The following is a 22,856-nucleotide window of genomic DNA, read 5'->3' on the forward strand; positions in this document are numbered from 1 at the left end:
AGAACGGGCCGCGGGGCATGAGCGACGAGGACGACGCGAAGCAGGTTCGCAGCATCTTCATCTCGGATCTGCATCTGGGTACCCGCGGTGCCCAGGCCGATCTGGTACTGGAATTCCTGCGTGCCTACGATGCGCCGACCATCTACCTGGTCGGCGACATCATCGACGGCTGGCGCCTGAAGAGTGGCTGGTATTTTCCGCAGAGCCACAACGACGTCGTCCAGAAGCTGCTGCGCAAGGTGCGCAAGGGCTCGAAGCTGATCTACGTCACCGGCAATCACGACGATTTTCTGCGCGACTTCACCGGCCTGCAGTTCGGCGGCATCACGCTGGTCGACGACATCGTCCACGAGACGGCCGACGGTAAGCGCCTGCTCGTCATCCATGGCGACCTGTTCGACCTGGTGGTGCGCAATGCCAAATGGCTCGCGCTGCTCGGAGACTGGGCCTACACCGTCGCGCTCGCCCTGAACATGGTGATCAACAAGGTCCGGCGCTTCCTGCGGCTGCCGCACTGGTCGCTGTCGGCCTGGGCCAAGCACAAGGTCAAGAACGCGGTGAACTACATCGGCGAGTTCGAGACCTGCCTGGCCGAGGAGGCGCGGCGCCATCAGGCCGATGGTGTCATCTGCGGCCATATCCACCACGCAGCCTATCGCGAGATCGAAGGGCTGACCTACATCAACACCGGCGATTGGGTGGAGAGCTGCACGGCCTTCGTCGAGCACCAGGACGGGCGCTTCGAGCTGATCCGCTGGCCGCAGGGCCGTCTGAAGGGCGACGCGGCGGTGCCGGTGGTCGTGCCGGCTCGCTCCGGAGCGCTGCCGGAACTCGTCGAGGCGGCCCGCAGCATGCTCGGGCCGATGGAGCTGGCACGCATCCTGGGCAGGCGGCCGGGCAGCCTTTCCGAGAGGAAAGCGCGCTGATGCGCGTGCTGATCGCGACCGACGCCTGGCGGCCGCAAGTCAACGGCGTCGTGCGCTCGCTCGAACGGATGATCGCGGCGGCGCCGGACTTCGGCGCCACGGCCGCCGCGCTGACGCCGGAGGGGTTCCGGCAGATCGCCATGCCGAGCTATCCCGACATCCGGCTGGCGCTCGCCACCCGCCGTGCGCTGGCCGGGCGGATCGCGGAATTCGGGCCAGACCACATCCATATCGCGACCGAAGGCCCGATCGGCTGGCTGACGCGGGCGATCTGCCTGGCGCAGAAGCGACCCTTCACGACGAGCTACCACACGCGCTTTCCGCAGTATGTCGCGGCGCGCTGGCCCATTCCGGAAAGCTGGAGCTACGGGTTGCTGCGGCGCTTCCACGGCCCGGCCGCGGCCGTGATGGTCTCGACCGCGACGGTGGAGGAGGAACTGCGCGGCCACGGCTTCGAGAAGCTGGTGCGCTGGGGCCGGGGCGTCGATCTCGATCTTTTCCACCCGCGACCGCGGAGCGTGCTCGACCTGCCGCGACCGATCTTCCTCAGTGTCGGGCGCGTGGCCGTGGAGAAGAATCTCGATGCCTTCCTGTCCCTGCGGCTGCCGGGCAGCAAGGTGGTCGTCGGCGACGGCCCGGCACGGGCGGACCTGCAGCGTGCCTTTCCCGACGCGCACTTCCTGGGCGTCAAGGAGGGCGAGGAGCTCGCCGCGATCTATGCTTCCAGCGACGTCTTCGTCTTTCCCAGCCTGACCGATACCTTCGGCATCGTCCTGCTGGAGGCGGCGGCGAGCGGGTTGCCGGTCGCCGCTTTTCCGGTGCAGGGCCCGCGCGACGTCTTCGCCGGCAGCGGTGCGGCGGTGCTGGACGAGGATTTGCGCAGCGCCGCGATGCAGGCGCTGCGGATTGCGCCTGAAATCTCGCTGGAGCTGGCTGCGCGCTACAGCTGGACGAGCAGCGCGGCGCAGTTCTACGGCCATATCCGCCGGATCGCGCAGCAGGCGGGCTATCTGCCGCGCGAGGCGGCGGCAGCATCGACCGGCGTCAGCAGCGTTACAGCCTTCGGGAGCGGGCGTGGCGTGGAAGGGCGCGGGCTGCCGCGGCGCCTGCCGGCTTGAGCTCGGCACGAAAGCCGTCGCGCCGCTCATGCACCGAGGCGATGACGAGCCCCATCGGCACGCCCAGGCCGACGAGGGCGGCCTCCGACAATTGCAGGCTCGCCTCGATCGTCTCGGGCACGGCGTCGTTGACGCCGATCTCGTAGAGATGGCGGGCATGGGCGGCATCGCGTGCGCGGGCGACGATGACGATGTCGGGTCGCAGCGTGCGCGCCGCCTGCACGGTGGCATCGACCGCCCGGGAATTGTCGATGGTCACGATCAGGGCCGTGGCGTCCTCCAGCCCGCACAGCTTCAGGAATTCGGTCTGCGTCGCATCGCCGTAGAAGGCCGGGCGCCCGGCGCGGCGCTGGGCGGTGATCAGCGACGCGTCCGAGTCGATGACGATATGGGACTTGCCGTGCTCGTCGAGCATCGAGGCGACGAGGCGGCCGACGCGGCCACCGCCGACGATGATGGCGCGCGGCGCATGATCGTGCGGCGGCAGGATCTTGGCCTCGTCCGGCAGGACGACGGGGGCAGCGAGCTTCTGCGCGAGATGGCGGGCGAAGCGCGCCTGGAACGGCAGCGTGACCATCGTCAGCGAAACCGCGGCGAGCGCGATGCTCGTCGCGCCATGGCCGACGAGCCCCACATCGGAGGCGCCGTTCAGCAGCACGAAGGCGAATTCGCCGCCAGGACTGACCATCAGCGCGGTTTCGAGCGCCGTCGCGGAGGCCAGCCGGAAGCGTTTCGCCAGCGCGAAGATGATGAGGCTCTTGATCGCGACCAGACCGACCGCGACTGCCAGGATCGCGACAGGGTGCGCCGCGACCTCCGCAGGGTTCACACCCATCCCGACGGTAAGAAAGAAGACGCCGATCAGGAGCGACTTGAACGGGTCGATCGTGACCTCGACCGCCCGGCGGAATTCCGTTTCGGCCAGCAGCAGCCCGGCGATGAAGGCGCCCAGGCCCATGGAGAGACCGGCCGCGGCCGCGATGAGGCCGGTGCCGAGCGCCGTCAGCAGCGTCGCAGCCATGAAGCTCTCGGTCGAATCCGTCGAGGCCACGAGCCTGAACAGCGGCCGCAGCGCAAGCCGGCCTATGACGACGATGGTCGCGATCGCGGCCGCCGCCTGGATGAACGCCTGTGCCAGCCCGGCCAGAAGCGAGCCGGAGCCGTTCTGGGCACCCAGCACGTTAACCACGAACAGGAGCGGGATCACCGCCAAGTCCTGGCAGAGGAGGATGGCGAAGCTGGCGCGCCCGGCCGAGGTCGTCATCCGCCTCTTGGCCGCGAGGAGCTCGACGATCATCGCGGTCGAGGAGAGGGCGAGGGCGGAGCCGATCATCAGGGCCGCCGTCGCGGGCTGGCCGATCGCATAGGCGATCAGGCCGATCGCGGCCGCCGACAGGACGACCTGGCCAAGGCCGAGGCCGAAGACGAGCCGCTTCATCGTCATCAGGCGCTCGAAAGAGAGCTCCAGCCCGATCACGAAGAGCAGGAAGGCGACGCCGAGCTCGGCCGGACCGGCAAGCGCGGCTGCATTCGAAACCGTCACGGTGCTGAGCAGAGGCACTTTGGAGACCAGACCGCCGAGCCCGTAGGGGCCAAGCAGTGCCCCGCAGGCCACGAAGGCGATGACCGAGTTGACCTTGAGGCTCTTGGCGAGAGGCACAATGACGCCTGCCGTCGCCAGCACGACGACGACGTCCCGATAGGCGGAAGGATCGACGGTTCCGGCCAAGCCCTGTCCCTGCGATTCGAAGAAGATGCGATGGTCCGGCATTCTTGCGGCCCGCGGGTGCGATGCACAACCGCAGATTCGAGCGGCCTGGCGAAAATGCCTTGCCGCAGGACCGCTTAGGCAAAAGCCTTCGTCTGGCTTGCGCGAATGGCGGTTTCCGTGACCCGCGTCGATGCGCTAGCGTGCCGCCGACAGGCCAGAAGGATCGTCCATGCGTTTTGCCGGCACCGAGAACTATGTCGCGACCGAGGATCTCACGGTCGCGGTTAATGCCGCGATCCGGCTGGAACGGCCGCTTCTCGTCAAGGGGGAACCCGGCACCGGCAAGACGGTTCTCGCCGAGGAGGTCGCGGCTGCGCTCGGCGCGCCGCTGATCACCTGGCATATCAAGTCGACGACCAAGGCGCAGCAGGGCCTCTACGAATACGATGCGGTCAGCCGCCTGCGCGACAGCCAGCTGGGCGATCCCCGCGTCTCCGACATCGCCAATTACATCAAGCGCGGCAAGCTCTGGGAGGCTTTCATCTCCCCGGCAAGGCCGGTGCTGCTGATCGACGAGATCGACAAGGCCGATATCGAGTTCCCGAACGACCTGCTGCTCGAGCTCGATCGGATGGAGTTCCATGTCTACGAGACCGGCGAGACGATCAAGGCGGCGCAGCGGCCGGTGATGATCATTACCTCCAACAACGAGAAGGACCTGCCGGACGCGTTCCTGCGTCGCTGTTTCTTTCACTACATCCGCTTCCCCGATGCCGGAACGATGCAGCAGATCGTCGAGGTGCATTTCCCGGGCATCAAGAAGCGGCTGATGGAGGAGGCGCTGCGCCTGTTCTTCGAGGTGCGCGAGGTGCCGGGCCTGAAGAAGAAACCTTCGACCTCCGAACTGCTCGACTGGCTGAAGCTGCTCGTCGCCGAGGATGTCGGGCCCGAGGTGCTGCGCGAGCGCGACCCGCGCAAGGTCATTCCGCCGCTCCACGGGGCGCTGCTGAAGAACGAGCAGGATGTCTCGCTCTTCGAGAAGCTCGCCTTCATGGCGCGGCGGGAGAGCCGCTGAGCGCGCCTATAAGCCGATGCCGAACAACGGACGGGCGTTGAGTGCCGCGACCAGCGCCAGGGTCGTCACGCAGGCATAGCCGAGGGCAAAGGCATCGACGGCTCTCGGCGCTGCGGCCGGTCGAAGCGTCGCGGCAAGGAGCGCGAAGCCCGGGACGATCTGCATGGCGTGCAGCGCCAGGAAATGGGCGACGCGCAGATCGCCGACGCTCAGCGACCAGCCGAAGAACGGAATGACGGCAGCCGATGGCGGCGGCGTGCCGACCATGTGGCCGCCGGCGCCGCTCAGCACCGCGCCCGAGAGGATGCCGAGCACGGCGGTGAGGCGAGGCCGAGAATGAGCGAGCGGCGCAGCACCGCCGGCAGCGGCGCTGCGTCCTTGCGGGCCAGGCCATAGGCGAGGATGCCGCTCGCGGCGGTGAAGAGCACGGCCGCGATCCCCATCGCCGCATAGAGAGCAACCGCAGCCGGGCTGCCCTGGTTATAGTGCGAGGCTTCACCGCGCGAGGCGCGCCAGGCGATGTAGACGAGCTCGAAGAAGAGCAGTCCGATCACCGGCCAGACCGTTGACCGGCCGAGTCGCGAGCGCTGGAAGGCTTCGCCGGTCAGCGGCAGCAGCAGCGCGAAGGAGAACAGGTAGATCGCGATCGAGATCTCGAATTTCAGCGGCTTGAGCCAGACATTGTCGCCATTGAAGAGCCGCGGGTCGACGCCGTAGGCGAGCAGCGTCGGGACCACGAGAAGCGTCATAGCGATGCCGGCTGCGGTCAGGCGCGGTTCCCATTCCAGGGCGCGGAACGGCGCAGGCAGCCGCGCAAGCAAACGCGGAATCCGATCCTCCAGGACGATGTCGCGGCTCGCCGCGACGAGGCAATAGAGCAGGTACCCGACCGGACCGAAGAGGAAGGTCAGGACGAGCACCGGCAGCATCACCCAATGCGGCAGGCCGGCGCGCTGCGAGCGGCGCAGCAGCCAGGCGCCGATCAGGAGGTCGAAGGCGAGGTAATGGGCCCAGCCGGCGAGCAGTAGCGGCCGCCATGCGAACAGTGCGGCGACGTCGTCGAGCGAGGAGAAGCCGCCTTGGGCCTCGTGCCAATACACCGCGATCAGGACGATGTAGCCGAGCGACAGCAGGACGGGGATGAGCAAGCCGGCCAGGGCCTGCCCAGCGCGCCAGCGCGGTGCCAGGAGCAGCAGGAGCCAGCCGCTGATCGCCAGCAGGTTCGCCCCGGAGAAGGCAGTGTCCCACGTCGAAGCCGGCATCGTCTCCTCCAAACTTGACAGTGTTCAGTTGCGGTGCGGTTCTGACTCGCTATCTTTACGTCGTCAAGATCATTTTGACGGTGTTAGGATTAGCGGAGGTCATCTTGGCTGGTGCCCCGGCTCGGGCTGCGCGCGAGCATTACCACCACGGCGCGTTGCGCGAGGCGATGATCGCGGCCGCGGAAGCGGTGCTGGCCGAGCGTGGGCTCGGGGGTTTCACGCTGCGCGAATGCGCCCGGCGGGCCGGAGTATCGCCGGCCGCGCCGGCTCATCATTTCGGCAATCTGACGGGACTGCTGACGGCGATCGCGACGCTGGGCTTCGAGGATCTTTCGAACGCGATGGAAGCGGCGGTTGCGCTGGCGCAGACGGAGGGAGGCAGCCGCCTCGCCGCGATCGCGCGAGCCTATGTCGAGACCGCGCTGTCCAATCCCGGGCGGTTCCGCGTCGTCTTCGGCCAGCGTGGCATGGACAGGGATGATCCGGCTTTCCAGGCGGCAGCGACGCGTGCCTTTGCAATCCTCGTTCGAGAGGTGCGGCTGAGCCGCGGCCTGCCGACCTCGCTTGCCCCCGGCGAGAAGCCCGCGGGCCAGGCTCTGGCAGCGGATCTACCGGACGTGTTGCTCGCCTGGTCGACCGTGCACGGCTTCTCGACCCTGCTGATCGACGGGGCGCTGGATTTCCTGGCCCTGGAAGGCGGACGCCAGGCGTTTCTCGACAGGCAAGCAGCGAGGCTTTTCGCTTTGCTGGTGTCGGCCCTTGCGACCGAGGCGGAGCCGGCCTGAAGACGATGTTGACAGGTCGCCTTGCACCGGTGCCGGCACGGCGCCGTACTGGGCAACTGCGGCGGTCCGAGAATGCGGCGCGAGGCTGATCAGGAATGTTGCTTCGGTAGTGCGTCGCAAGGCGGGATCGCAGTGGCGAGATCAATCTTGGGATCGATCGCCCGCGCCGCCGCGCTAAGATCGAAATCCTTCATCAGCAGCACATAGTCGCGTGTCTCCGATGTCCTGAGATAGCCGGTCATAGTGATCGGCTTGCCCGACAGCTCGCCGGTCCGGCAGGCCTTGTCCGCGCCGAGCGAGAGGCTGCCGCGATTGCCGTCGTTTTGCGGGCCGGCGAACATTTCCTCGCGAAAGGCGCCCAGCTGGGCGACGTCGCCGGAATTCAACTTGAACAGTGTGAACAGCCGCCCGGGTGCCACCAAAGTCGGCACCGAGGCGAGTTCCGCCGCGTCGTGCACCTCTTCCAGAACCACCTTTCTCTCATGGCGGCCGCCCGCCTTCGGCAGCGCGATGATCGTCAACGTGATGCCGCCAGGCAGCGGCCGGATACCAGCCGGCAGGCTGATCCCGGCACGCAGCTGCGACAGATCGGTGCTGCGCACGTCGATCTTGGCCAGCTTGGGCAACGAGGTCAGCGGGACATGGCCGCAGCCAGCGGACAGGCCGGCGATGAGGAGGCAGGCAAAGGGAACGATGCGCATCGGAGCTCTTAATGTTGATTGTCTTTGACATTTATAAATTCGTCTCTTAGTTTAATTTTGTCAACTGAAGGATCAATGATGTCGATCTCGTTTCAACCCGTGAGTGCATTCTCCGGAGAGGCTGCCAACCGTTTGCGGAGCATCAGCCGCTGGGCCTGCGTCTTCAGTTATGCCGCCGGATCGCTCATGGTCTTCGGGCTCATCTGGCTGTGGACGGATGCGGAGGCGCTCGCCAACTACGCCCGAGGCGCGGTCGGCCTCCGGGATGCCGTGCTCGCCCCGTCGCCGCGGGGATACTGGACGGCATTCGCTCTCGCCTGGGTTCCGGCCGGGCTCTTCGTCCTGGCGATGCTACGGCTGGGGCGCCTGTTCCGGGCGTTCGGCAACGGACAAGTTCTGGTCGAGGAGAATGCCGCCGGGCTCTTGAGCGTCGGCTGGCTGCTGGCCGGTTTCGGTGTCGCGACGCCGATCGTCCACGCCCTGCAAAGTGTCGCCCTGACCATCGACAACCCCCAGGGACAGAAGCATCTCGCGATCACGCTCGACCCAGGGATATTTGCGGCTTTGGCTGCGGCCGCCGCGCTCATCGCCTTCGGCTATGTGCTGCGGGAGGCGATCCGGCTGTCGGACGAGAATCAGAGTTTCGTGTAAGCCGGCATCATGCCCGTCGTCGTCGAACTCGATGTCATGCTCGCCCGCCGCAAGATGCGCTCGAAGGAACTCGCCCAGCGCATCGGCCTGACCGAGCAGCAGGTCTCGCAGCTCAAGTCAGGCAAGGTGCGCGGCATGCGCTTCGACACGCTGTCGCGCATCTGCGAGGTGCTGCAGTGCCAGCCGGGCGATCTGCTGCGCTATGAGCGTGGAGGCGATGCCGAGGGCGAATGACCCCCTCGCAAATCGAGGGCGGCATCGCTAGGTTTCTCTCATGCGACGCCTCATGCTCCTGCGCCACGCGAAATCGAACTGGCCGGCCGGCGTGGCCGATCGGGACAGGCCGCTTGCGGCGCGGGGACGCGAAGCCGCCCCGGCGATGGGGCGTTATCTCGCCGAGGAGCTACTGCTGCCGGATCTCGTGCTGATCTCGCCGGCAAAGCGCACGGTCGAGACCTGGGAACTGGTGGCGTCGATGCTGCCGGAGAAGCCGGCGACGCAGTACGAGCCTCGCATCTACGAGGCCAAGCCCGGCGCGCTGCTGTACGTCGTGCAGGAGACGGAACCCTCGGTGAAGACGCTGCTGATGGTCGGCCATAATCCCGGTTTCGAGGAACTGGCGCAGCGCTTGACCGGCCATGGCGACCGCTACGCCGCAGCGCGGATGAGCCAGAAATATCCGACGGCCGGCCTCGCCGTGCTCGACTTCGCCGTCGACGACTGGCGCGATATCGGCGAGCGGGGCGGGCGGCTCGAGCGTTTCGTCACGCCGGCCTCCCTCGGGGAAGGGCCCGACGAGTGAGCGCTGCGGCCTCGTGAGCGATTCCTCCTACATCGATACCGCGCGCAATGCGGCGCTGGCATTCGGCGACAGCCTGTTGGGCCTGGCGCGGCCCCGCCTGCGGCTGGGCGTCACCGGGCTTTCGCGGTCAGGCAAGACCGTTTTCACCACCGCCCTCATCCAGAACCTGATAGAGAGCGCGAAGCTGCCGGTACTGAAGGCGGCCTCGCAGGGACGGATCACCCGCGTGCGGCTGGTGCCACAGCCCGATCCCGACGTGCCGCGCTTTCCTTACGAAGCGCATCGTGCCGCGATGAACGGACCGGACCGGCATTGGCCGGAATCGACGCGGCGCATCTCGGAGTTGCGCGTCGAGATCGACTACGAGCGCGCGTCCGGGTTGTTCAAGGGGCCGGCGACGCTGACGCTCGATATCGTCGACTACCCTGGCGAATGGTTGCTCGACCTTGCCCTGATCGGGCAGGACTACAAGGCCTGGTCGGCTCAGGCGGTAGCCGACGCACGAAAGGCCCACCGGCAAATGGCCGCGGCCGACTGGCTGGCCGATCTCCCTGGCCGCGACCCGGATGGGCCGCCCGACGAGTTGGCGGCCGAGGCGGCGAGCGATCTCTTCAAGGGCTATCTGGCGAGGCTCAGGGCGAATCCCGAAGCGGTGGCCGTGACGCCGCCCGGCCGCTTCCTGATGCCGGGCGATCTCGACGGCTCGCCGGCCCTGACTTTCGCGCCGCTGGATCTGGGACATGATCGAGAGCCGAGACCCGGCACGCTCGCGGGGCTGATGGCGGAGCGCTTCGAAGCCTATAAGCGCGTCGTGGTGGCGCCGTTCTTCCGCGACCATTTCGCCAGGCTCGACCGGCAGATCGTGCTGGTCGACGTGCTGGCGGCGCTCGATGCCGGCGCGCCGGCGCTGGCCGATCTCGAAACCGCGCTGGGGCAGGCGCTTTCGGCCTTCTCGGTGGGGCGAAATTCCTGGCTCTCCAGCCTGTTCGCGCCGCGTATCGAACGCGTGCTCTTCGCCGCGACCAAGGCCGACCACATCCACCATTCCAGCCATGACCGGCTGGCGTCGGTGATGTCGCTGCTGGTCTCGCGGGCGCTGTCGCGGGCGCAGGGTGCCGGCGCGCGGGTCGAGGCGATGGCGTTCGCCGCCGTCCGGGCGACGCATGAGGTCCGCATCCGACAGGGCCGTGAAGAGCTGCCGGCCATTGCCGGGGTGCCCGAGGCGGGCGAGGAGATCGACGGGCAGGTCTTCGATGGCGTGACGGAGGCGGCGATCTTTCCAGGAGAGCTGCCGGAACGGCCGGAGGCGATCTTTGACCCGAAAAGCCATTGGCAGATCCGGGCGCCACGCTTCCGTCCACCGCTGGGCGAGGCCGATGCGGGCGGGCGGGTGAAGCCGCCGCCGCAGATCCGCCTGGACCGCGCGCTCGAATTCCTGATCGGCGACAGGCTGGCGTGAGGAGGGCACGGCGATGACGAAGGCTCCGCGCGCGATCCTTCTGGGCGAAAAGCCTGCGGACGACATGGTCGCCGATGACGGCATCGTCAGGACGGGCGATGTCGCGATCCTGCCGGAGAGCGAGCCGGTGGATGCCGTGGAGCCGACGACGCCGGCGCCGGCGAAGCGCCGGTTTTCCTGGGGCAGCCTTTTCGTCGGCGGGTTGTCGGGCTTCCTTGCGCTGGCCGCCGGCGTCTGGGTCGAGAACACGATCTCGTCGTTGATGAGCCAGAATCCGGCGCTGGGCTATGCCGCGCTCGTCTGCGCCGCGGTCGCGGCGCTGGCGCTGCTGGTGATGCTGGCGCGGGTGCTGCGCGACATTCTGCGCGAGCGCAAGGTCGAATCCCTGCGCGAGCGCGGCGCCGAGCTGCTCGTCGGCGGCACGACGGATGCCGCCAAGGCGCTCGCCGGCGAACTCTCCGGCCTCTACAGGAGCCGTCCCCAGACAGCCCAGGGCAGGGCGGAGCTCGAGGCGGCACTGCCGCAGCTTTTCGCGCCGCGCGACGTGCTGACCGTCGCGGAGCGCAGCCTTCTGGCACCGCTCGACAGGCAGGCGCAGGAGCAGATCGCGATCGCGGCGCGGCGGGTCTCGCTGGTCACGGCGGTCAGCCCACGGGCGCTCGTCGACGTGCTGTTCGTGCTCGTGGCCTGCGCGCGGCTGCTGCGTTCCATCGCCGGCATCTATGCCGGACGGCCCGGCACGCTCGGCCTGCTCAGACTGGCGCGGCAGGTCCTGAACCATCTGGTGCTGACCGGCGGCATGGCGGCGGGTGATGCGGTGATCCAGCAGGTGCTGGGGCAGGGGCTCGCTGCGCGGCTCTCCGCCAAGCTCGGGGAGGGCGTCATCAACGGCATGCTGACCGCCCGCATCGGGCTCGCCGCGCTCGCGGTCTGCCGGCCGCTGCCTTTCGTCGAAGCCGCGCCGCCGACCTTGTCCGATGTCGCAGGCGACTTCGCCTCCTGGCGCGGTGCCGGGACGGGGACGGAATAGCCCGGCAGAATCTGCCGGGTCCGGGCGTTTCTGCCCGGCGCCGGATGCCGCGAAACCCTTCGTAAACGATCTAACTCTCTGAAATACAAGCATCGCGCCACTGGCACGGCGCGTGCAGAACTCGCCTCGAGTTGTGGGCTGCGCCCGGGGGGCGCGCCGGTGAGGCGAGGGTGCCATGGGTGTTTTCAGTGCGCTGACGACAGCGGTTTCGGGTATGACGGCGCAGTCCTATGCGCTTGAGAACATCTCCGGCAACATCGCGAATTCGCGGACGGCCGGCTACAAGCGGGTCGACACCACCTTCGCCGATCTCGTGCCGGATTCCGCGCTGAACCGCCAGATCTCCGGCTCGGTCGCAGCCTTCAGCCAGGCGACGAACTCGATCCAGGGCGACCTCAACGCCACCCGCATCGATACCAATGTCGCCATCAACGGCGACGGCTTCTTCGTGGTCGACCAGCGCTCCAGCGGCGTCGGCGCCAACACCCAGTTCGCCAACCAGAACCTCTACACGCGCCGCGGCGACTTCGATTTCGATGCCAACGGCTATCTCGTTAACGGGGCCGGCTACTATCTCAAGGGCCAGAGGATCGACCAGGTCACGGGCCAGCTCATCGGCACCCAGCCCGAAGTGCTGCAGATCACCAAGGACCAGTTCCCGGCCAAGGCGACGACATCGATCGAATACAGCGCCAACATCCCGGCCTATCCGAAGACCAATACCGCCGACAGCAGCGTGCCGGGCTCGGAACTGCTCAATGCCGCGAGCTTCACCGCCAGCAACCCGCTCTCCACCACGCAGGGCGGCACGGGCATCGTCGTCGGCAGCGAGATCACCACCTTCCTGAGCCAGTCGATCCCGGGTGGCTCGGTCACTGTCTACGATTCGTTGGGCAAGGCGACCAATGTCGAGCTGCGCTGGGCCAAGACCACCAATGCCTCGGCCGGCCCGCCGGTCACGGTCGATACCTGGAACCTCTTCGTCGCGGAGAACACCGGCGCGACCGGCGGCGCAACCGCTTATCGCAACGCCAATATCGACGTCACCTTCGACGCGACCGGCAAGATGGCGACACCCGCGGGCGGGAGCATCGCGCTGCCAACGATGACCATCGCCGGCACCACGATCAGCGGCATCCAGATCACCACCAACGGCGGCAACGGGCTGACCCAGAACGGCGACGTCAGCGGCCAGATCGATGCCCGCAGCATCCGGCAGGACGGTTACACCGCCGGCACGCTCGACCGTGTCTCGGTCTCGGCCGAAGGACAGGTGATCGGCACCTTCTCGAACGGCCAGGTCGTGGCGCTGGCGCAGATCGCGATGGCCCGGTTCAACGCCGACAACGCCCTCAAGCGCCTCGATGGCGGCGCCTATGAGGAAACCATCGAGTCCGGTGCCCCGATCGTCGGGCTCGGGACCTCGCAACTCGTCGGCGGCAGCGTCGAGCAATCCAATACCGACATCGCCGACGAGTTCTCGAAGATGATCGTCACCCAGCAGGCCTATTCGGCCAACACGAAGGTGATCAGCACGGCGCAGGAGATGCTGACGTCGGTGTTCAACATCATCCGCTGATCGGCACGACGGCGCGCGACGCGGCCCAGGAGGGCTGCTGAGGACGACAGGAGTTGACGATGGGGCTGAGCACTTCCCTCAACACGGCGATCGGCGGGCTCAACGCCACCCAGGTCGGCATCGGCGTCGTTTCCCAGAACGTCGCCAATGCCGGCACGACCGGCTACGTCCGGCGCGTCGTCTCCAACGCGGACAGCCTTAGCGGGCTCACGATCGGCGTGCAGAGCACGCAGGTGCAGCGACTGCTCGACACGATCGTCCAAAGCCAGCTCTGGCAGGAGGCCTCGGGAGCCGCCTATACCTCGACCCGGGCCAAGGCGCTCTCCAACCTCGACCAGCTTTACGGCGCACCGGGCAGCGACACCGCGCTCGACACGATCTTCAACAAGTTCACCAGCGCGCTGACCTCGCTGCAGAACGACCCGTCCTCCTACAGCCTGCGCTCGCAGGTGATCGATTCCGCCACGCTGCTGGCGCGGCAGCTCAACACGCTCTCCAACGGCGTCCAGGCGCAGCGCGCGGCCGCCGAGACGGGCATTTCGACCGCGGTGACGAAGGTCAACGACCTGCTCGGCGCGCTGACCAAGGTCAATGCGCGCATCGTGGCGGCGCCGAACGACAGCACGACCGCGAGCCTGAAGGACCAGCGCGATTCGATCCTGTCGGAGCTGTCGCAATACGTCGACATCAAGACGACCCAGGATGCGCGCGGCTCGATCAGCGTCGTAACCGGGTCGGGCACCCAGCTCTTCGACGGGCAGGCGGCGGTCACCTTCAGCTTCGATGCGCATGACGGCATCGGCGCGGACGATCAATGGAGTTCGGATCCGGCCAAGCGCGGCGTCGGCACGATCACCATGAAGACGATATCCGGCGGCGCGTCGGACGCGATCGCCAATAACGTCTTCCGCTCCGGCGAGATCGCCGCAAACATCGAATTGCGCGACAAGACGCTGGTGCAGGCGCAGGCACAGCTCGACGAGATCGCCGCGCAGATGTCGAAGGCGCTCTCGGACCGCGAGATCGCCGGCACCCCGGCGACGGCCGGCGCCGCGGCCGGCTTCGACGTCGACATGAGCGGCCTCCAGTCGGGCAACGCCATCACGCTCGACTACAAGGTCACGCCCGGCGGCCAGACCCAGCGCTTCACCTTCGTCAGGGTCGATTCCGCCACGTCGCTGCCGGCCTCGGCCGGCGGCGATGCCAACAACCGCGTGGTCGGGATCGACTTCTCGGGCGGCCCGGCCTCCGTCGCCGCCCAGATCCAGGCCGCCGTCGGGAGCGGCTTCACGGTCAGCAACATCGGCTCGACATTGCGTGTCGTCGATGACGGCGCCGCTGGCACGCGCGACGTGGTCGGGCTGACGGCACGTCCCACGAATACGGCGCTGTCGTCGGCCGGCGGCACGGCCGAACTGCCCTTCTTCGTCGATGGCGCTTCTGGGGCCGCCTTCACCGGCTCCTATGACGGCGGTTCGCAGACGCTCGGTTATGCCGGGCGCATCCTTGTGAATCCGGCGCTCGTGGCGGATCGCTCGCTGCTGACCGTCTACGACAGCGCCACCCCGACCCCGCAAGGCGATGCGACCCGCGCGAACCTGATGGTCGACCGGCTGACCAAGAGCCAGCGCGCGATCACCAACGCGACGGGGCTCGACGGCAACACCGCGACCGCCAACTCGACGGTCAGCAATCTCGTCCAGCGCGTCGTCTCGTCCCAGGGCCAGGCGGTCGAGACCGCCCAGCGCCTGGACGAGGGCCAGCAGGTCGCGCTGGCCTCGATCCAGAGCCGATTCCAGGAGACGGCACAGGTCAATGTGGACCAGGAGATGTCGATGCTGATCGAGCTCCAGAACGCCTATGCCGCCAACGCCCGCATCATCTCCACGGTCAAGGAGATGATGGACGTGCTGATGAGAGTGTGAGGCAGCCATGACCATCACCGCCTATGGCACCGGCGCCTATCGCGCGGCCCAGTCGAACAGCTTCGTCTCGACGCGCGCCCAGTTCGACGACCTGCAGCGACAGCTCGACACGCAGAAGAAGGCGACGAGCTACGGGGATCTCGGCATCGATCGGCGCGTCAGCCTCGATCTCAACGGCAAGCTCTCGACACTGGACTCGCTGCTGTCGGGCATCCAGCTCGGCGACGTGAACCTCAAGCTGCAGACGAACGCGGCCAGTACCTTCGCGACGCTGGCGAGCAACTCGCGCAACGACATGCGCTCCAACAGCTACGTTGCCACGTCGACCGGGCGTTCGGCGCCGCAGGTGCTGGCAGAGGACCGCTTCAAGCAGGTGCTCGACCTGCTCAACACCAATGTCAACGGCCGCTACCTGTTCTCGGGAACGACCTCGGACAAGGAGCCGGTCGAAAGCTTCGACACCATCATCAATGGCGACGGCGCCGGCAAGGCGGGGCTGAAGCAGCTCATCGACGAACGCCGGCGCGCCGATCTCGGGAGCAGCGGGCTCGGCCGCCTGACCACCGGCACGGCAGGACCGACGACGGTTACGCTGGCGGACGGCGATCATGACTACGGCTTCAAGATCGGCAGCGTCACCTCGACGGGGACCGGGATCGCGGTCGCCGCCCAGGCGCCGCTTCCCGCCGGCAGCCGGGCCGCCTTCTCGGTGTCCGTCACCGGCCAACCCCAGCCGGGCGACAAGGTCAGCATCACGCTGAACCTGCCGGACGGCACGCAGACTCAGGTCACGCTGACGGCGCGAGCGGCCGGAAGTACGGGCTCCGATACCGATTCCTTCGAGATCGGCGCCGACGTCAATGCGACCACGGCAAATCTGAAGACGTCGCTCGACGCGGCGATCGGCAAGGAGGCGCAGACGACGCTGTCCGCCGCTTCATCGCAGGTGGCTGCGAAGGATTTCTTCGCTGGAAGCGTCAACAACCCTCCCAGGCGCGTTCCTGGTCCCGATTTCGAGAATGCGACCGCCCCGCCGACCAAGGTCGGCGCCATCGATACCACGGTCATCTGGTACAAGGGCGAGGACGGCATTCCGCCGCTGGACAAGACCGATCCCACGCTGGATACGCGCACGATCGCGCCGACTTCCGCCCGCGGCACGGCGACCGTGCAGGTCGATCAGGGCCAGAGCACGAATGTCGGTGCGCGCGCCAACGAGGAGGCCTTCCAGGTCGGTCTCGCGCAGTTCGGCATCATGTTGAGCGAAACCTTCCCGGCGGACGATCCGAACTCCCAGGCGCGCTACAATGCGATGGCGGAGAGGGTGGGCGACAAGCTCGGATTCGGCGGCACCACGCAGAAGCCGGCCGAGATCATCACCGAGTTCGGATCGGCCCAGACCGCGATGGCGAACGCCAAGCAGCGCCACCAGGACACGCAGAACTACCTGACGACGGCATTGGGCGATGTCGAGAACGTATCGACGGAAGAGGTCGCCGCGCAGATCCTGGCGCTGCAGAATCAGCTCACCGCCAGCTACCAGGTGACTTCGATGCTCTCGAAGCTGACGCTCACCAACTATCTCTGAGCGTCGCCCGGCTGCGGCTTGCGAGCTCAGAGCCACGCTGTTCACGCGCTTCGCCGAGCGCGCGCCTGGGCCGGGAGCGGGCAGTAGGAGCCGCAATCGGCAACGCCCGGCAGGAGATAACGCAGGCAGCAGATGCGCCGCTGGCACTGGTCGAGCGGCGTCAGCGGCGAGGGGCGCAGCGTGTCATGCAGGAAATTGCGCCCGCCGCCCTTGGCGTGGGGCGAGGTCAGCATTGCCTGCGCCTCCGCCAGAGCCGGACGGTCTACGCCCGCAAGCGCAGCGCATTGCTGGACGGTCCAGGCGAGGCTCGCAGCCGCATTGTTCCAAAGGAGCTTCTGCGAGACCGAGAAGGGGCCGGCGAGGCGATCGATCAGGACGGCGACGTGATCCTCGATCAGCTCGTCGAAACGTCCTTCGGCCGGCGACGGATCCAGGAGCTGCCCCGGTGATATGACGACGCCGGCCGTGCAACCGTTCTCGTGGAGCGCGAGCGTTGCCCGTCCCAGCGCGACCGGCAGATGCACGCGCCCCAGCAGCGTTGCGACCACCGAGGGCACGATGACCGCCGCGAAATGCCATTGCGTCCACATCGAGACGACCGCGCGCGGCTCTCCGTCTGGGTTGGCGGCACCGAAGCGCTCGATGAGCTCGCGCAGGGATGACGGATCGAGCAGCCGCTCCGAGTGGAGCCGCGGCGCGGTCCCGCCGGCGTGCAGCGTGCCGGCGAAGTGCTGCAGCGTGCCCGTGAAGCAGCCGGCGAGGTCCTCACCCTTCATGGTGGGGCCTAGGCGAGGGTCGCGCGGTCGTTCCGGCGCCGCAGCCAGGGCATCAGCGATAGTGCCAGAAGCCCGAAGAGGCCCGCGGCGCCGAAACAGAATCCATAGCCGAGCACATCGCCGAAGCTGCCGGCGAGCCGCCAGCCGATCAGGCTGACGATGGCGTCGGCACTCTGGAACAGGGTGAAGTCGACGCCAGCCTGGTCGAGTGAGGAACTGCCCATCAGCTCGGCGTAAAGCGCCGTGAAGCCGAGGGCGAGCGCCCCGGAGGAGGTCAACGACAGTCCGATGAGGACCGTGGCCGAGGTTCCGCCGAGCGAAGCGGTGAGCGCGAAGGCGAACATCACCGCAAGCTGCGCCGCCAGCGCCCAGGCCATCACCCGAAAGGCCGAGATGCGTTTCAGGACCCAGCCGCCGCCGAGCGCGCCTGCAAGGCCCAGAGCCGTGACGCCGATGCCGTTGACCGAGCCGATGGTCGTCAGGCTCAGTCCGGCGTCGACGAGATAAGGCCCGATCAGGACCATCGCCCATTTCTGGCCGAGCACGTAGACGGCGACCAGCAGCAGTCCGGCCTGGACCTGCGGGCGCCGGAACGCCCGCATCAAGGATTGCCGGGGGCGATCCGCCGCGGCGGCCGGCGCGTCGTCCGGCATCAGGAGGAACGGCGCGGCGAGGGCGACGAGTACCCCGGCCATGATCAGCGCCGACGGCCGCCAGCCCCAGTGATCGATCATGACGAGGAAGAGGCCGCCGCCGATGGCCGAGCCGAGATAGGCGCCGCCGACCTGCGCGGCGTTGCCCCAGCCGCGGTTCTGCTCGGCAAGGCTCTCCACGGCATGTCCGTCGCAGGCGATGTCGATCGTCGCCGAGGAGAACGAGGCGACCATCATCGCGATGGTCAGCGGGCCGAGCGCGGTTGGTCCGATCAGGGCGCAGGCCACGACCGCGCCGACGGCGAACGGCCCGACGAGGCCGATCGTCAGCCGCGAGCGGCGCCTTGCGCCGTGCGGCGAGCGGAAGCGTTCGAGCGCCGGCGCCCAGAGGAACTTGAACGACCAGGGCAGCACGGTGAGCAGGATCAGCGCGATGTCGTTGAGCGAGGCGCCGTTCTGCCGCATGACGGCGGGCAGTCCCGTGAAGATCACGCCGCCGATGACGCTCTGACCGACATAGAGGCCGCCGAGGCCGATGATCAGCCGCAGAGGCGGCGCGCTCATGGGCGCCGCGACGCGGGATGCGGTCACCGCACTCACCAGCGATACTTCAGGCTGGCAATGACCTTGCGTCCCTGGTTGAAGTAGCAATAGCCGGCGGTGCAGACCTGGTCGACCTTGTTCAGCAGATTCTGGGCGTTGACCTGCGCCGTGAGGCCCTTGAGCTTCGGGTCGAGTTTTTCGAAATCATAGGTCAGGCGCGCGTCGACGAAGGCTGTCGCCTTGTTGCGGATGACGAGCCGGTTGTAGTCGTCGCCGAAATTGACGCCGGTGTAGCGGATACCCGCGCCGAAACCGAGGCCGAGCAACGGGCCGGTGGCGACGTCATAGCCGCCCCAGAGCGAGAAGGCGTGTCTGGGCACGCTGTTGACCTGATTGCCAACCGTATCGGGCGAGAGCTTCAGGATGCGCGTATCCGTATAGGCATACGAGGCCTGGAAGCTGATGCCGTTGCCGAGCGAGGTGTTCGCCTCGAGCTCGAAGCCGCGCGAGCGGAAATCGAGCTGCGTCTGCTGATTGAATCCGTTGACCACGGTGTAGACGATGCCGTCCTCCTGCTTCAGCCAGAAGGCGGAGGCGTTGAGCAGCGTGTTGTAGCCGGGCAGGGCATATTTCACCCCGACCTCGGCCTGCTCGCCGCGGGTCGGCTTGGCGACGCCGCCATTCAGCACGGTCCCGGGATTGGCGTTGAAGGAAGTGCCGTAGCTGGCATAGGGGGTGAGGCCGAAATCCGTGACGTAGCTCAGGCCCACGCGGCCGGTGAAGGCACCCTTGTCCTGCTTGTCGGCGGCTGCGCCCGGCACCCTGTAGCTGCTCTGCAGCCAGTCATGCCGCCCGCTCAGCAGCAGGCGCCACGGGCCGGCCTTGATCTCGTCCTGGACATAGGCGCCGATCAGGGTCTGATCCTGCTTTGTCGGATAGGGCAGGATGGGGTTGGCGATGGCCGCGAAGTTGTAGCCGATCCGCGAGCCGTAACTCGCATGCCCGATGTCGAAGCCGGTCAGGATCGTGTGCTCGACCGGTCCGGTGCGCAGCAGCGTCTTGAGATATGTGTCGGCGGTGAGGGCGTCGAGATTCTCCTTCACCTGGCCCGCATAGGTCGTCCCGCCGAACTTCTCGTCGGTCGAGAGCGTCGACCAGCGCAGGTTCTGGTGGAATGAGACGGCCTCGCTGAACTTGTGCTCGAATTCGTAGCCGATGCGCCCCTGCTTCTGCGTGAAGTCGTTGTAGGCGGGGTTGAACAGCAGGGTCCGGCTCGCGCCCGTCGTCGGGAAGATCACCGTGCCGTCGCGCAGGCTGAAGGTGCCGTAGGTGTTGTCGTAGGCCGCGGAACCGCCGGTCTTCGAATCCATGTACTCGCCGAGGATGGTCAGCTTGGTGCTGTCGTTCGGCTTGAAGGTGATGGCCGGAGCGATATAGGTCCGGTTGTCCGGCACGCCGGGGAGATTGGTGTGGGCGCCGCGCAGGACGCCCGTCACCCGGTAGAGTACGGTTCCCGCCTCGTTGACCGGGCCGCCCAGGTCGAAGTTCAGCTGCTTGCGGTTGAACGACCCGCCCTGCACCTCGATCTCGCCAAAGCGGTACTCGGTCGGGCGTTTCGAAATCATGTCGATGACGCCGACCGAAGCGCTGGCACCGTAGAGCGAGGAGGCGGGGCCTTTCAGGATCGAGATCGAGTCGAGGCCATAGGGCTCGGTCCGGAACAGGCCGCTCGGGCTGTTGAACTCGCGCAGCCCGTCGCGAAAGACCCCCGTATAGGTGATGTCGACGCCGCGGATCGAAAAGCTGTCGAAGCGTGGGTCGAAGCCGTAGCCGCCGATGCGCGCACCCGGCGTGTAGCCCAGCGCCTCGGTCAGCGTTTGCGGCTTGCGCTCGGCCAGCTGCCGCTGCGTGACGGTGCTGATCGTCTGCGGCGTCTCGATGACCGGCGTGTCGGTCTTGGTGGCCGAGCGCGTGGTCCTGGCGACGTAACCGTCGTTGCTGATGACGCCAGCGGCGCCCCTGGTTCCGTCCTGCCGTGCAGCTTCGTTCTGGACGACGATCTCGTCGAGCTGGGTGACACCTTGCTGCTGCGCCTGGGCCGAAATGCCGGGAATGAAGGCAGTGGAAGCGAGCAGATAGGCGAGCGGACGGTTCACGGCGTCTCTCCAACGTAGGAAGTCGCCCCGCTCTATGACAGGATCATCGTATTGATCAACCGAATCTTCAGTACAAACCCGAGAATCGCAAGTTTTATTATTATTACAATTTCAATATATGAAGTAATTATGTTCTAGTTCTTGTATAAATATCGTTTTAGATCGAATAAATCTGGCAATTCTCTCGGACGTCTGTCCTCGGTGGCCCGTCTTCCCGATTGATACGGGAGCGCAGGCAACCGAGAGCGAAGGCCGCCAGCGGGCAAAGCGCATTTGTTCGCTCGACTGATAGAGCGGACCCTCGCGTGAGTCCCCAGCAGCCTGCTCAGGCCTGACGAGCGCGCAGGTCAGGCCCGGATCGCGGGCGGGTGCGTCAAGGAGGCCCGGCAACGGAACTCGGCGGCCGCTTCGTCGGCGCGTCGTTGCCTTCGGTCTGATGATTTCGCGACGCCAGGCGACCTGATGACGAGCGCCATCACGCCGGGCGCGCCGGACCTTCAGATCCGACGGGATGCGCGCCCACAGGCGATCGACGGGCTTGCAGCTGCCGGCCGGCATGGCCGGCGGAAGAAGGGGATGGAGGTCGAACGAGGCGATGTTCGGCGGTTCGCGCGCGGAGGGCGCTTCAGCGCCCGCGCAATCCCGCCGCTATGTCCCGGTTGATGCCGATGAGGACGGTCAATGCCTGGGGCTGTGGGTCTGCCACGACCTTGAAGGTATGATTGAAAATGAAGTTCGCGAGGCCGAGAATGTTGGTCTTGATGCCGACCGGAAGGGGATTGTCCTCCGCGATCACCGCCTTGACCAGCAGGGTCCAGAGCCGGCGGTTATAGGTCAGGGCTTCGTCCAGTTCCGGCTCGCGCTGGCTCCAGTCATCGGCGACGGACTGGAGCTTGGTCGCGGCCTTGATCAGCAGGGAGGCTTCGAGTTCGCGGGGGGAAACGACGGCCTGGGCCGTCTTGGCAGCGGCGGCGTAGGCGTTAAACCCGTTTTGCATGCTCGATCAGTTCCGCTTCGTAGGCGATCAGCTTCTTGGCTGCCTTCAGGGCTTTGTAGAGATCCCCGCTTAAGATGCGGTTATTGATCTCGTGAATATGCGGCAGAGCACTGGGCGCTGCCTGCACGAAATCGCGCACGAGCTGGAAGAACACTTCATGCTGATGCGTCGGATCCTGCGCCAGATACATCAGCTGGATCGCAAGATAGATCTTCTTGGCCGGGCTGTCGGCGGTCGTGGCGGTGAGAATGTCCTTCTCACGCAGGATCGGAGCCTCGCCCTCGATGAAGAAGCGCGTGCGCTGCTCGTCGTTGCGGATCACGACCTGGCCGATGATGATGCGCTCGCGCGGCTTGAGCTCGACCTTGAGAGCCATGTCTGTCCTGCCTTCGGGCTCGAGGAAGAAGCTGCCGGACCCTCGCGCGTCAGCCGAAGAGGCGCAGCACGCCCTGGTCGGCCTGGTTGGCGAGCGAGAGCGCCGTCTGCGAAAGCTGCTGGCGGGTGTTGAGGGCGAGCAGGCTCGCGCCTTCCGCGTTCGAGTCGGCCGCGACCAGATTGTCCGCGCCCTGGGTCAGGACGTTGGAGAGCTCCTTGGTGAAGTCCTGCCGGGTCTGGGCGACCGAGAGGTTGGAGCCCAGCGTCGAGGACAGCGACTTCAGCGAGGTCAGCGAGCCCGTCAGCGCCGCCGTCGCCTTGTCGAGATCGGCGTCGTTCTGGAAGTTGAAGAAGCCGGCGAGCTGGGTGTTCGTCGCCTGCGAGATGCCGAGGTTGTCGGCGCTCAGCGTCGAGCCCTGAATGTCGAGCTTGGTCTGGTTGGTGCCGGTCTTCTCGTTGAAGGTGATCGAGAGACGGTCGCCCTGCAGCAGGTTGATGCCGTTGAAGCTCGAATCCTTGGCAAGCTGGTCGATCTGGTCGCGCAGGTCGTTGAACTGCTGGATCAGGTTCGAGCGGACGGCCGAGGTGATGTTCGACGAGGTCAGGCTCGAGGTGGCGACGACGGCGTCGGCCGCGGCGAAGCCGATGGCGGTGTTGTTGCCGCCGGCGGCGGCGCTGGTCAGCGCGGTCGCGTCGTCGGTGCCGGAGCCGAAGCCGAAGCCGACCGTGTCGGAGCCGTTGCCC

At 66.9% G+C, this 22,856-nt stretch carries 22 protein-coding genes; 12 read left to right on the plus strand and 10 right to left on the minus strand.

Features of this window, described 5'->3' with window-relative positions:
* The first annotated feature begins 17 nt into the window (after positions 1 to 17).
* Together BGO20_RS18225 and BGO20_RS18230 are read left to right on the plus strand one after the other, a co-directional pair.
* A complete protein-coding gene (locus tag BGO20_RS18225; RefSeq protein WP_291660645.1) occupies positions 18 to 926 on the plus strand; it encodes a UDP-2,3-diacylglucosamine diphosphatase in 909 nt (302 codons plus the stop codon).
* Entirely contained in the window at positions 926 to 2,044 is a 1,119-nt protein-coding gene (locus BGO20_RS18230) for a glycosyltransferase family 4 protein (RefSeq protein ID WP_291660647.1), read from the plus strand. Before BGO20_RS18225 ends, BGO20_RS18230 begins: the two co-directional genes overlap by 1 nt.
* Here the strand turns inward: BGO20_RS18230 and BGO20_RS18235 are convergent.
* Positions 1,980 to 3,815, minus strand: coding sequence for a cation:proton antiporter domain-containing protein (locus BGO20_RS18235; protein ID WP_291660648.1), 1,836 nt, complete (start codon positions 3,813 to 3,815; stop codon positions 1,980 to 1,982). The genes BGO20_RS18230 and BGO20_RS18235 overlap by 65 nt on opposite strands.
* A 169-nt stretch (positions 3,816 to 3,984) precedes the next feature.
* Here BGO20_RS18235 and BGO20_RS18240 point away from each other — a divergent pair, with 169 nt between their 5' ends.
* Positions 3,985 to 4,830: an AAA family ATPase gene (locus tag BGO20_RS18240; RefSeq protein WP_291660649.1), complete on the plus strand. Its 846-nt coding sequence runs from the start codon at positions 3,985 to 3,987 to the stop codon at positions 4,828 to 4,830.
* Between the two features lie 6 nt (positions 4,831 to 4,836).
* On the opposite strand, the gene BGO20_RS18245 is transcribed toward BGO20_RS18240, so the two are convergent.
* Both BGO20_RS18245 and BGO20_RS18250 read right to left on the minus strand, forming a co-directional pair.
* Entirely contained in the window at positions 4,837 to 5,145 is a 309-nt protein-coding gene (locus BGO20_RS18245) for a hypothetical protein (RefSeq protein ID WP_291660650.1), read from the minus strand.
* The gene (locus BGO20_RS18250; protein ID WP_291660651.1) at positions 5,115 to 6,092 is read right to left on the minus strand and encodes an ABA4-like family protein; all 978 of its coding nucleotides are present in this window, start codon (positions 6,090 to 6,092) and stop codon (positions 5,115 to 5,117) included. The genes BGO20_RS18245 and BGO20_RS18250 overlap by 31 nt, the downstream gene beginning before the upstream one ends.
* A 104-nt stretch (positions 6,093 to 6,196) precedes the next feature.
* Between BGO20_RS18250 and BGO20_RS18255 the strand changes: the two genes are divergently transcribed.
* Complete coding sequence (locus BGO20_RS18255) at positions 6,197 to 6,877, plus strand: TetR/AcrR family transcriptional regulator (protein WP_291660654.1); 681 nt, start codon at positions 6,197 to 6,199, stop codon at positions 6,875 to 6,877.
* Positions 6,878 to 6,966: 89 nt separating this feature from the next.
* On the opposite strand, the gene BGO20_RS18260 is transcribed toward BGO20_RS18255, so the two are convergent.
* Positions 6,967 to 7,503, minus strand: a complete 537-nt coding sequence (locus tag BGO20_RS18260) for a hypothetical protein (protein WP_299858522.1) — start codon at positions 7,501 to 7,503, stop codon at positions 6,967 to 6,969.
* 261 nt (positions 7,504 to 7,764) lie between these two features.
* Here BGO20_RS18260 and BGO20_RS18265 point away from each other — a divergent pair, with 261 nt between their 5' ends.
* The 8 genes from BGO20_RS18265 (at position 7,765) to BGO20_RS18300 (ending at position 16,612) form a co-directional block, all read left to right on the plus strand.
* A complete protein-coding gene (locus BGO20_RS18265) occupies positions 7,765 to 8,229 on the plus strand; it encodes a DUF2975 domain-containing protein (RefSeq protein WP_291660658.1) in 465 nt (154 codons plus the stop codon).
* Positions 8,230 to 8,238: 9 nt separating this feature from the next.
* Positions 8,239 to 8,463, plus strand: a complete 225-nt coding sequence (locus BGO20_RS18270; protein WP_291660660.1) for a helix-turn-helix domain-containing protein — start codon at positions 8,239 to 8,241, stop codon at positions 8,461 to 8,463.
* Positions 8,464 to 8,503: 40 nt separating this feature from the next.
* Positions 8,504 to 9,031, plus strand: a complete 528-nt coding sequence (locus BGO20_RS18275; protein WP_291660661.1) for a SixA phosphatase family protein — start codon at positions 8,504 to 8,506, stop codon at positions 9,029 to 9,031.
* A gap of 13 nt (positions 9,032 to 9,044) precedes the next feature.
* On the plus strand, positions 9,045 to 10,490 hold the full coding sequence (locus BGO20_RS18280; protein WP_465246053.1) for a YcjX family GTP-binding protein: 1,446 nt from the start codon (positions 9,045 to 9,047) through the stop codon (positions 10,488 to 10,490).
* Positions 10,491 to 10,503: 13 nt separating this feature from the next.
* Positions 10,504 to 11,520, plus strand: coding sequence for a YcjF family protein (locus BGO20_RS18285; RefSeq protein WP_291660663.1), 1,017 nt, complete (start codon positions 10,504 to 10,506; stop codon positions 11,518 to 11,520).
* A gap of 175 nt (positions 11,521 to 11,695) precedes the next feature.
* Positions 11,696 to 13,099: a flagellar hook protein FlgE gene (locus BGO20_RS18290; RefSeq protein ID WP_291660665.1), complete on the plus strand. Its 1,404-nt coding sequence runs from the start codon at positions 11,696 to 11,698 to the stop codon at positions 13,097 to 13,099.
* Between the two features lie 59 nt (positions 13,100 to 13,158).
* Positions 13,159 to 15,024, plus strand: coding sequence for a flagellar hook-associated protein FlgK (gene flgK, locus BGO20_RS18295; RefSeq protein WP_291660667.1), 1,866 nt, complete (start codon positions 13,159 to 13,161; stop codon positions 15,022 to 15,024).
* 7 nt (positions 15,025 to 15,031) lie between these two features.
* Entirely contained in the window at positions 15,032 to 16,612 is a 1,581-nt protein-coding gene (locus BGO20_RS18300) for a hypothetical protein (protein ID WP_291660668.1), read from the plus strand.
* A gap of 41 nt (positions 16,613 to 16,653) precedes the next feature.
* On the opposite strand, the gene fhuF is transcribed toward BGO20_RS18300, so the two are convergent.
* The 6 genes from fhuF to BGO20_RS18330 form a co-directional block, all read right to left on the minus strand.
* Entirely contained in the window at positions 16,654 to 17,388 is a 735-nt protein-coding gene (gene fhuF, locus BGO20_RS18305) for a siderophore-iron reductase FhuF (protein ID WP_291660670.1), read from the minus strand.
* A gap of 8 nt (positions 17,389 to 17,396) precedes the next feature.
* Positions 17,397 to 18,605 carry an MFS transporter gene (locus tag BGO20_RS18310; RefSeq protein ID WP_291660672.1) on the minus strand — a complete coding sequence of 403 codons (1,209 nt, stop codon included), beginning with the start codon at positions 18,603 to 18,605 and terminating at the stop codon, positions 17,397 to 17,399.
* A gap of 32 nt (positions 18,606 to 18,637) precedes the next feature.
* Complete coding sequence (locus BGO20_RS18315) at positions 18,638 to 20,740, minus strand: TonB-dependent siderophore receptor (protein WP_291660674.1); 2,103 nt, start codon at positions 20,738 to 20,740, stop codon at positions 18,638 to 18,640.
* Between the two features lie 625 nt (positions 20,741 to 21,365).
* A complete protein-coding gene (flaF, locus tag BGO20_RS18320; RefSeq protein WP_291660676.1) occupies positions 21,366 to 21,737 on the minus strand; it encodes a flagellar biosynthesis regulator FlaF in 372 nt (123 codons plus the stop codon).
* Complete coding sequence (gene flbT, locus BGO20_RS18325; RefSeq protein WP_291660678.1) at positions 21,721 to 22,113, minus strand: flagellar biosynthesis repressor FlbT; 393 nt, start codon at positions 22,111 to 22,113, stop codon at positions 21,721 to 21,723. The genes flaF and flbT overlap by 17 nt, the downstream gene beginning before the upstream one ends.
* A 49-nt stretch (positions 22,114 to 22,162) precedes the next feature.
* Positions 22,163 to 22,856, minus strand: a 694-nt coding sequence (locus BGO20_RS18330) for a flagellin (protein WP_299858528.1), incomplete at its 5' end; no start/stop codon positions are given.

The organism is Allobosea sp. 67-29 (genome assembly GCF_001898115.1).
In the GTDB taxonomy this organism is placed as follows: Bacteria; Pseudomonadota; Alphaproteobacteria; order Rhizobiales; family Beijerinckiaceae; genus Allobosea.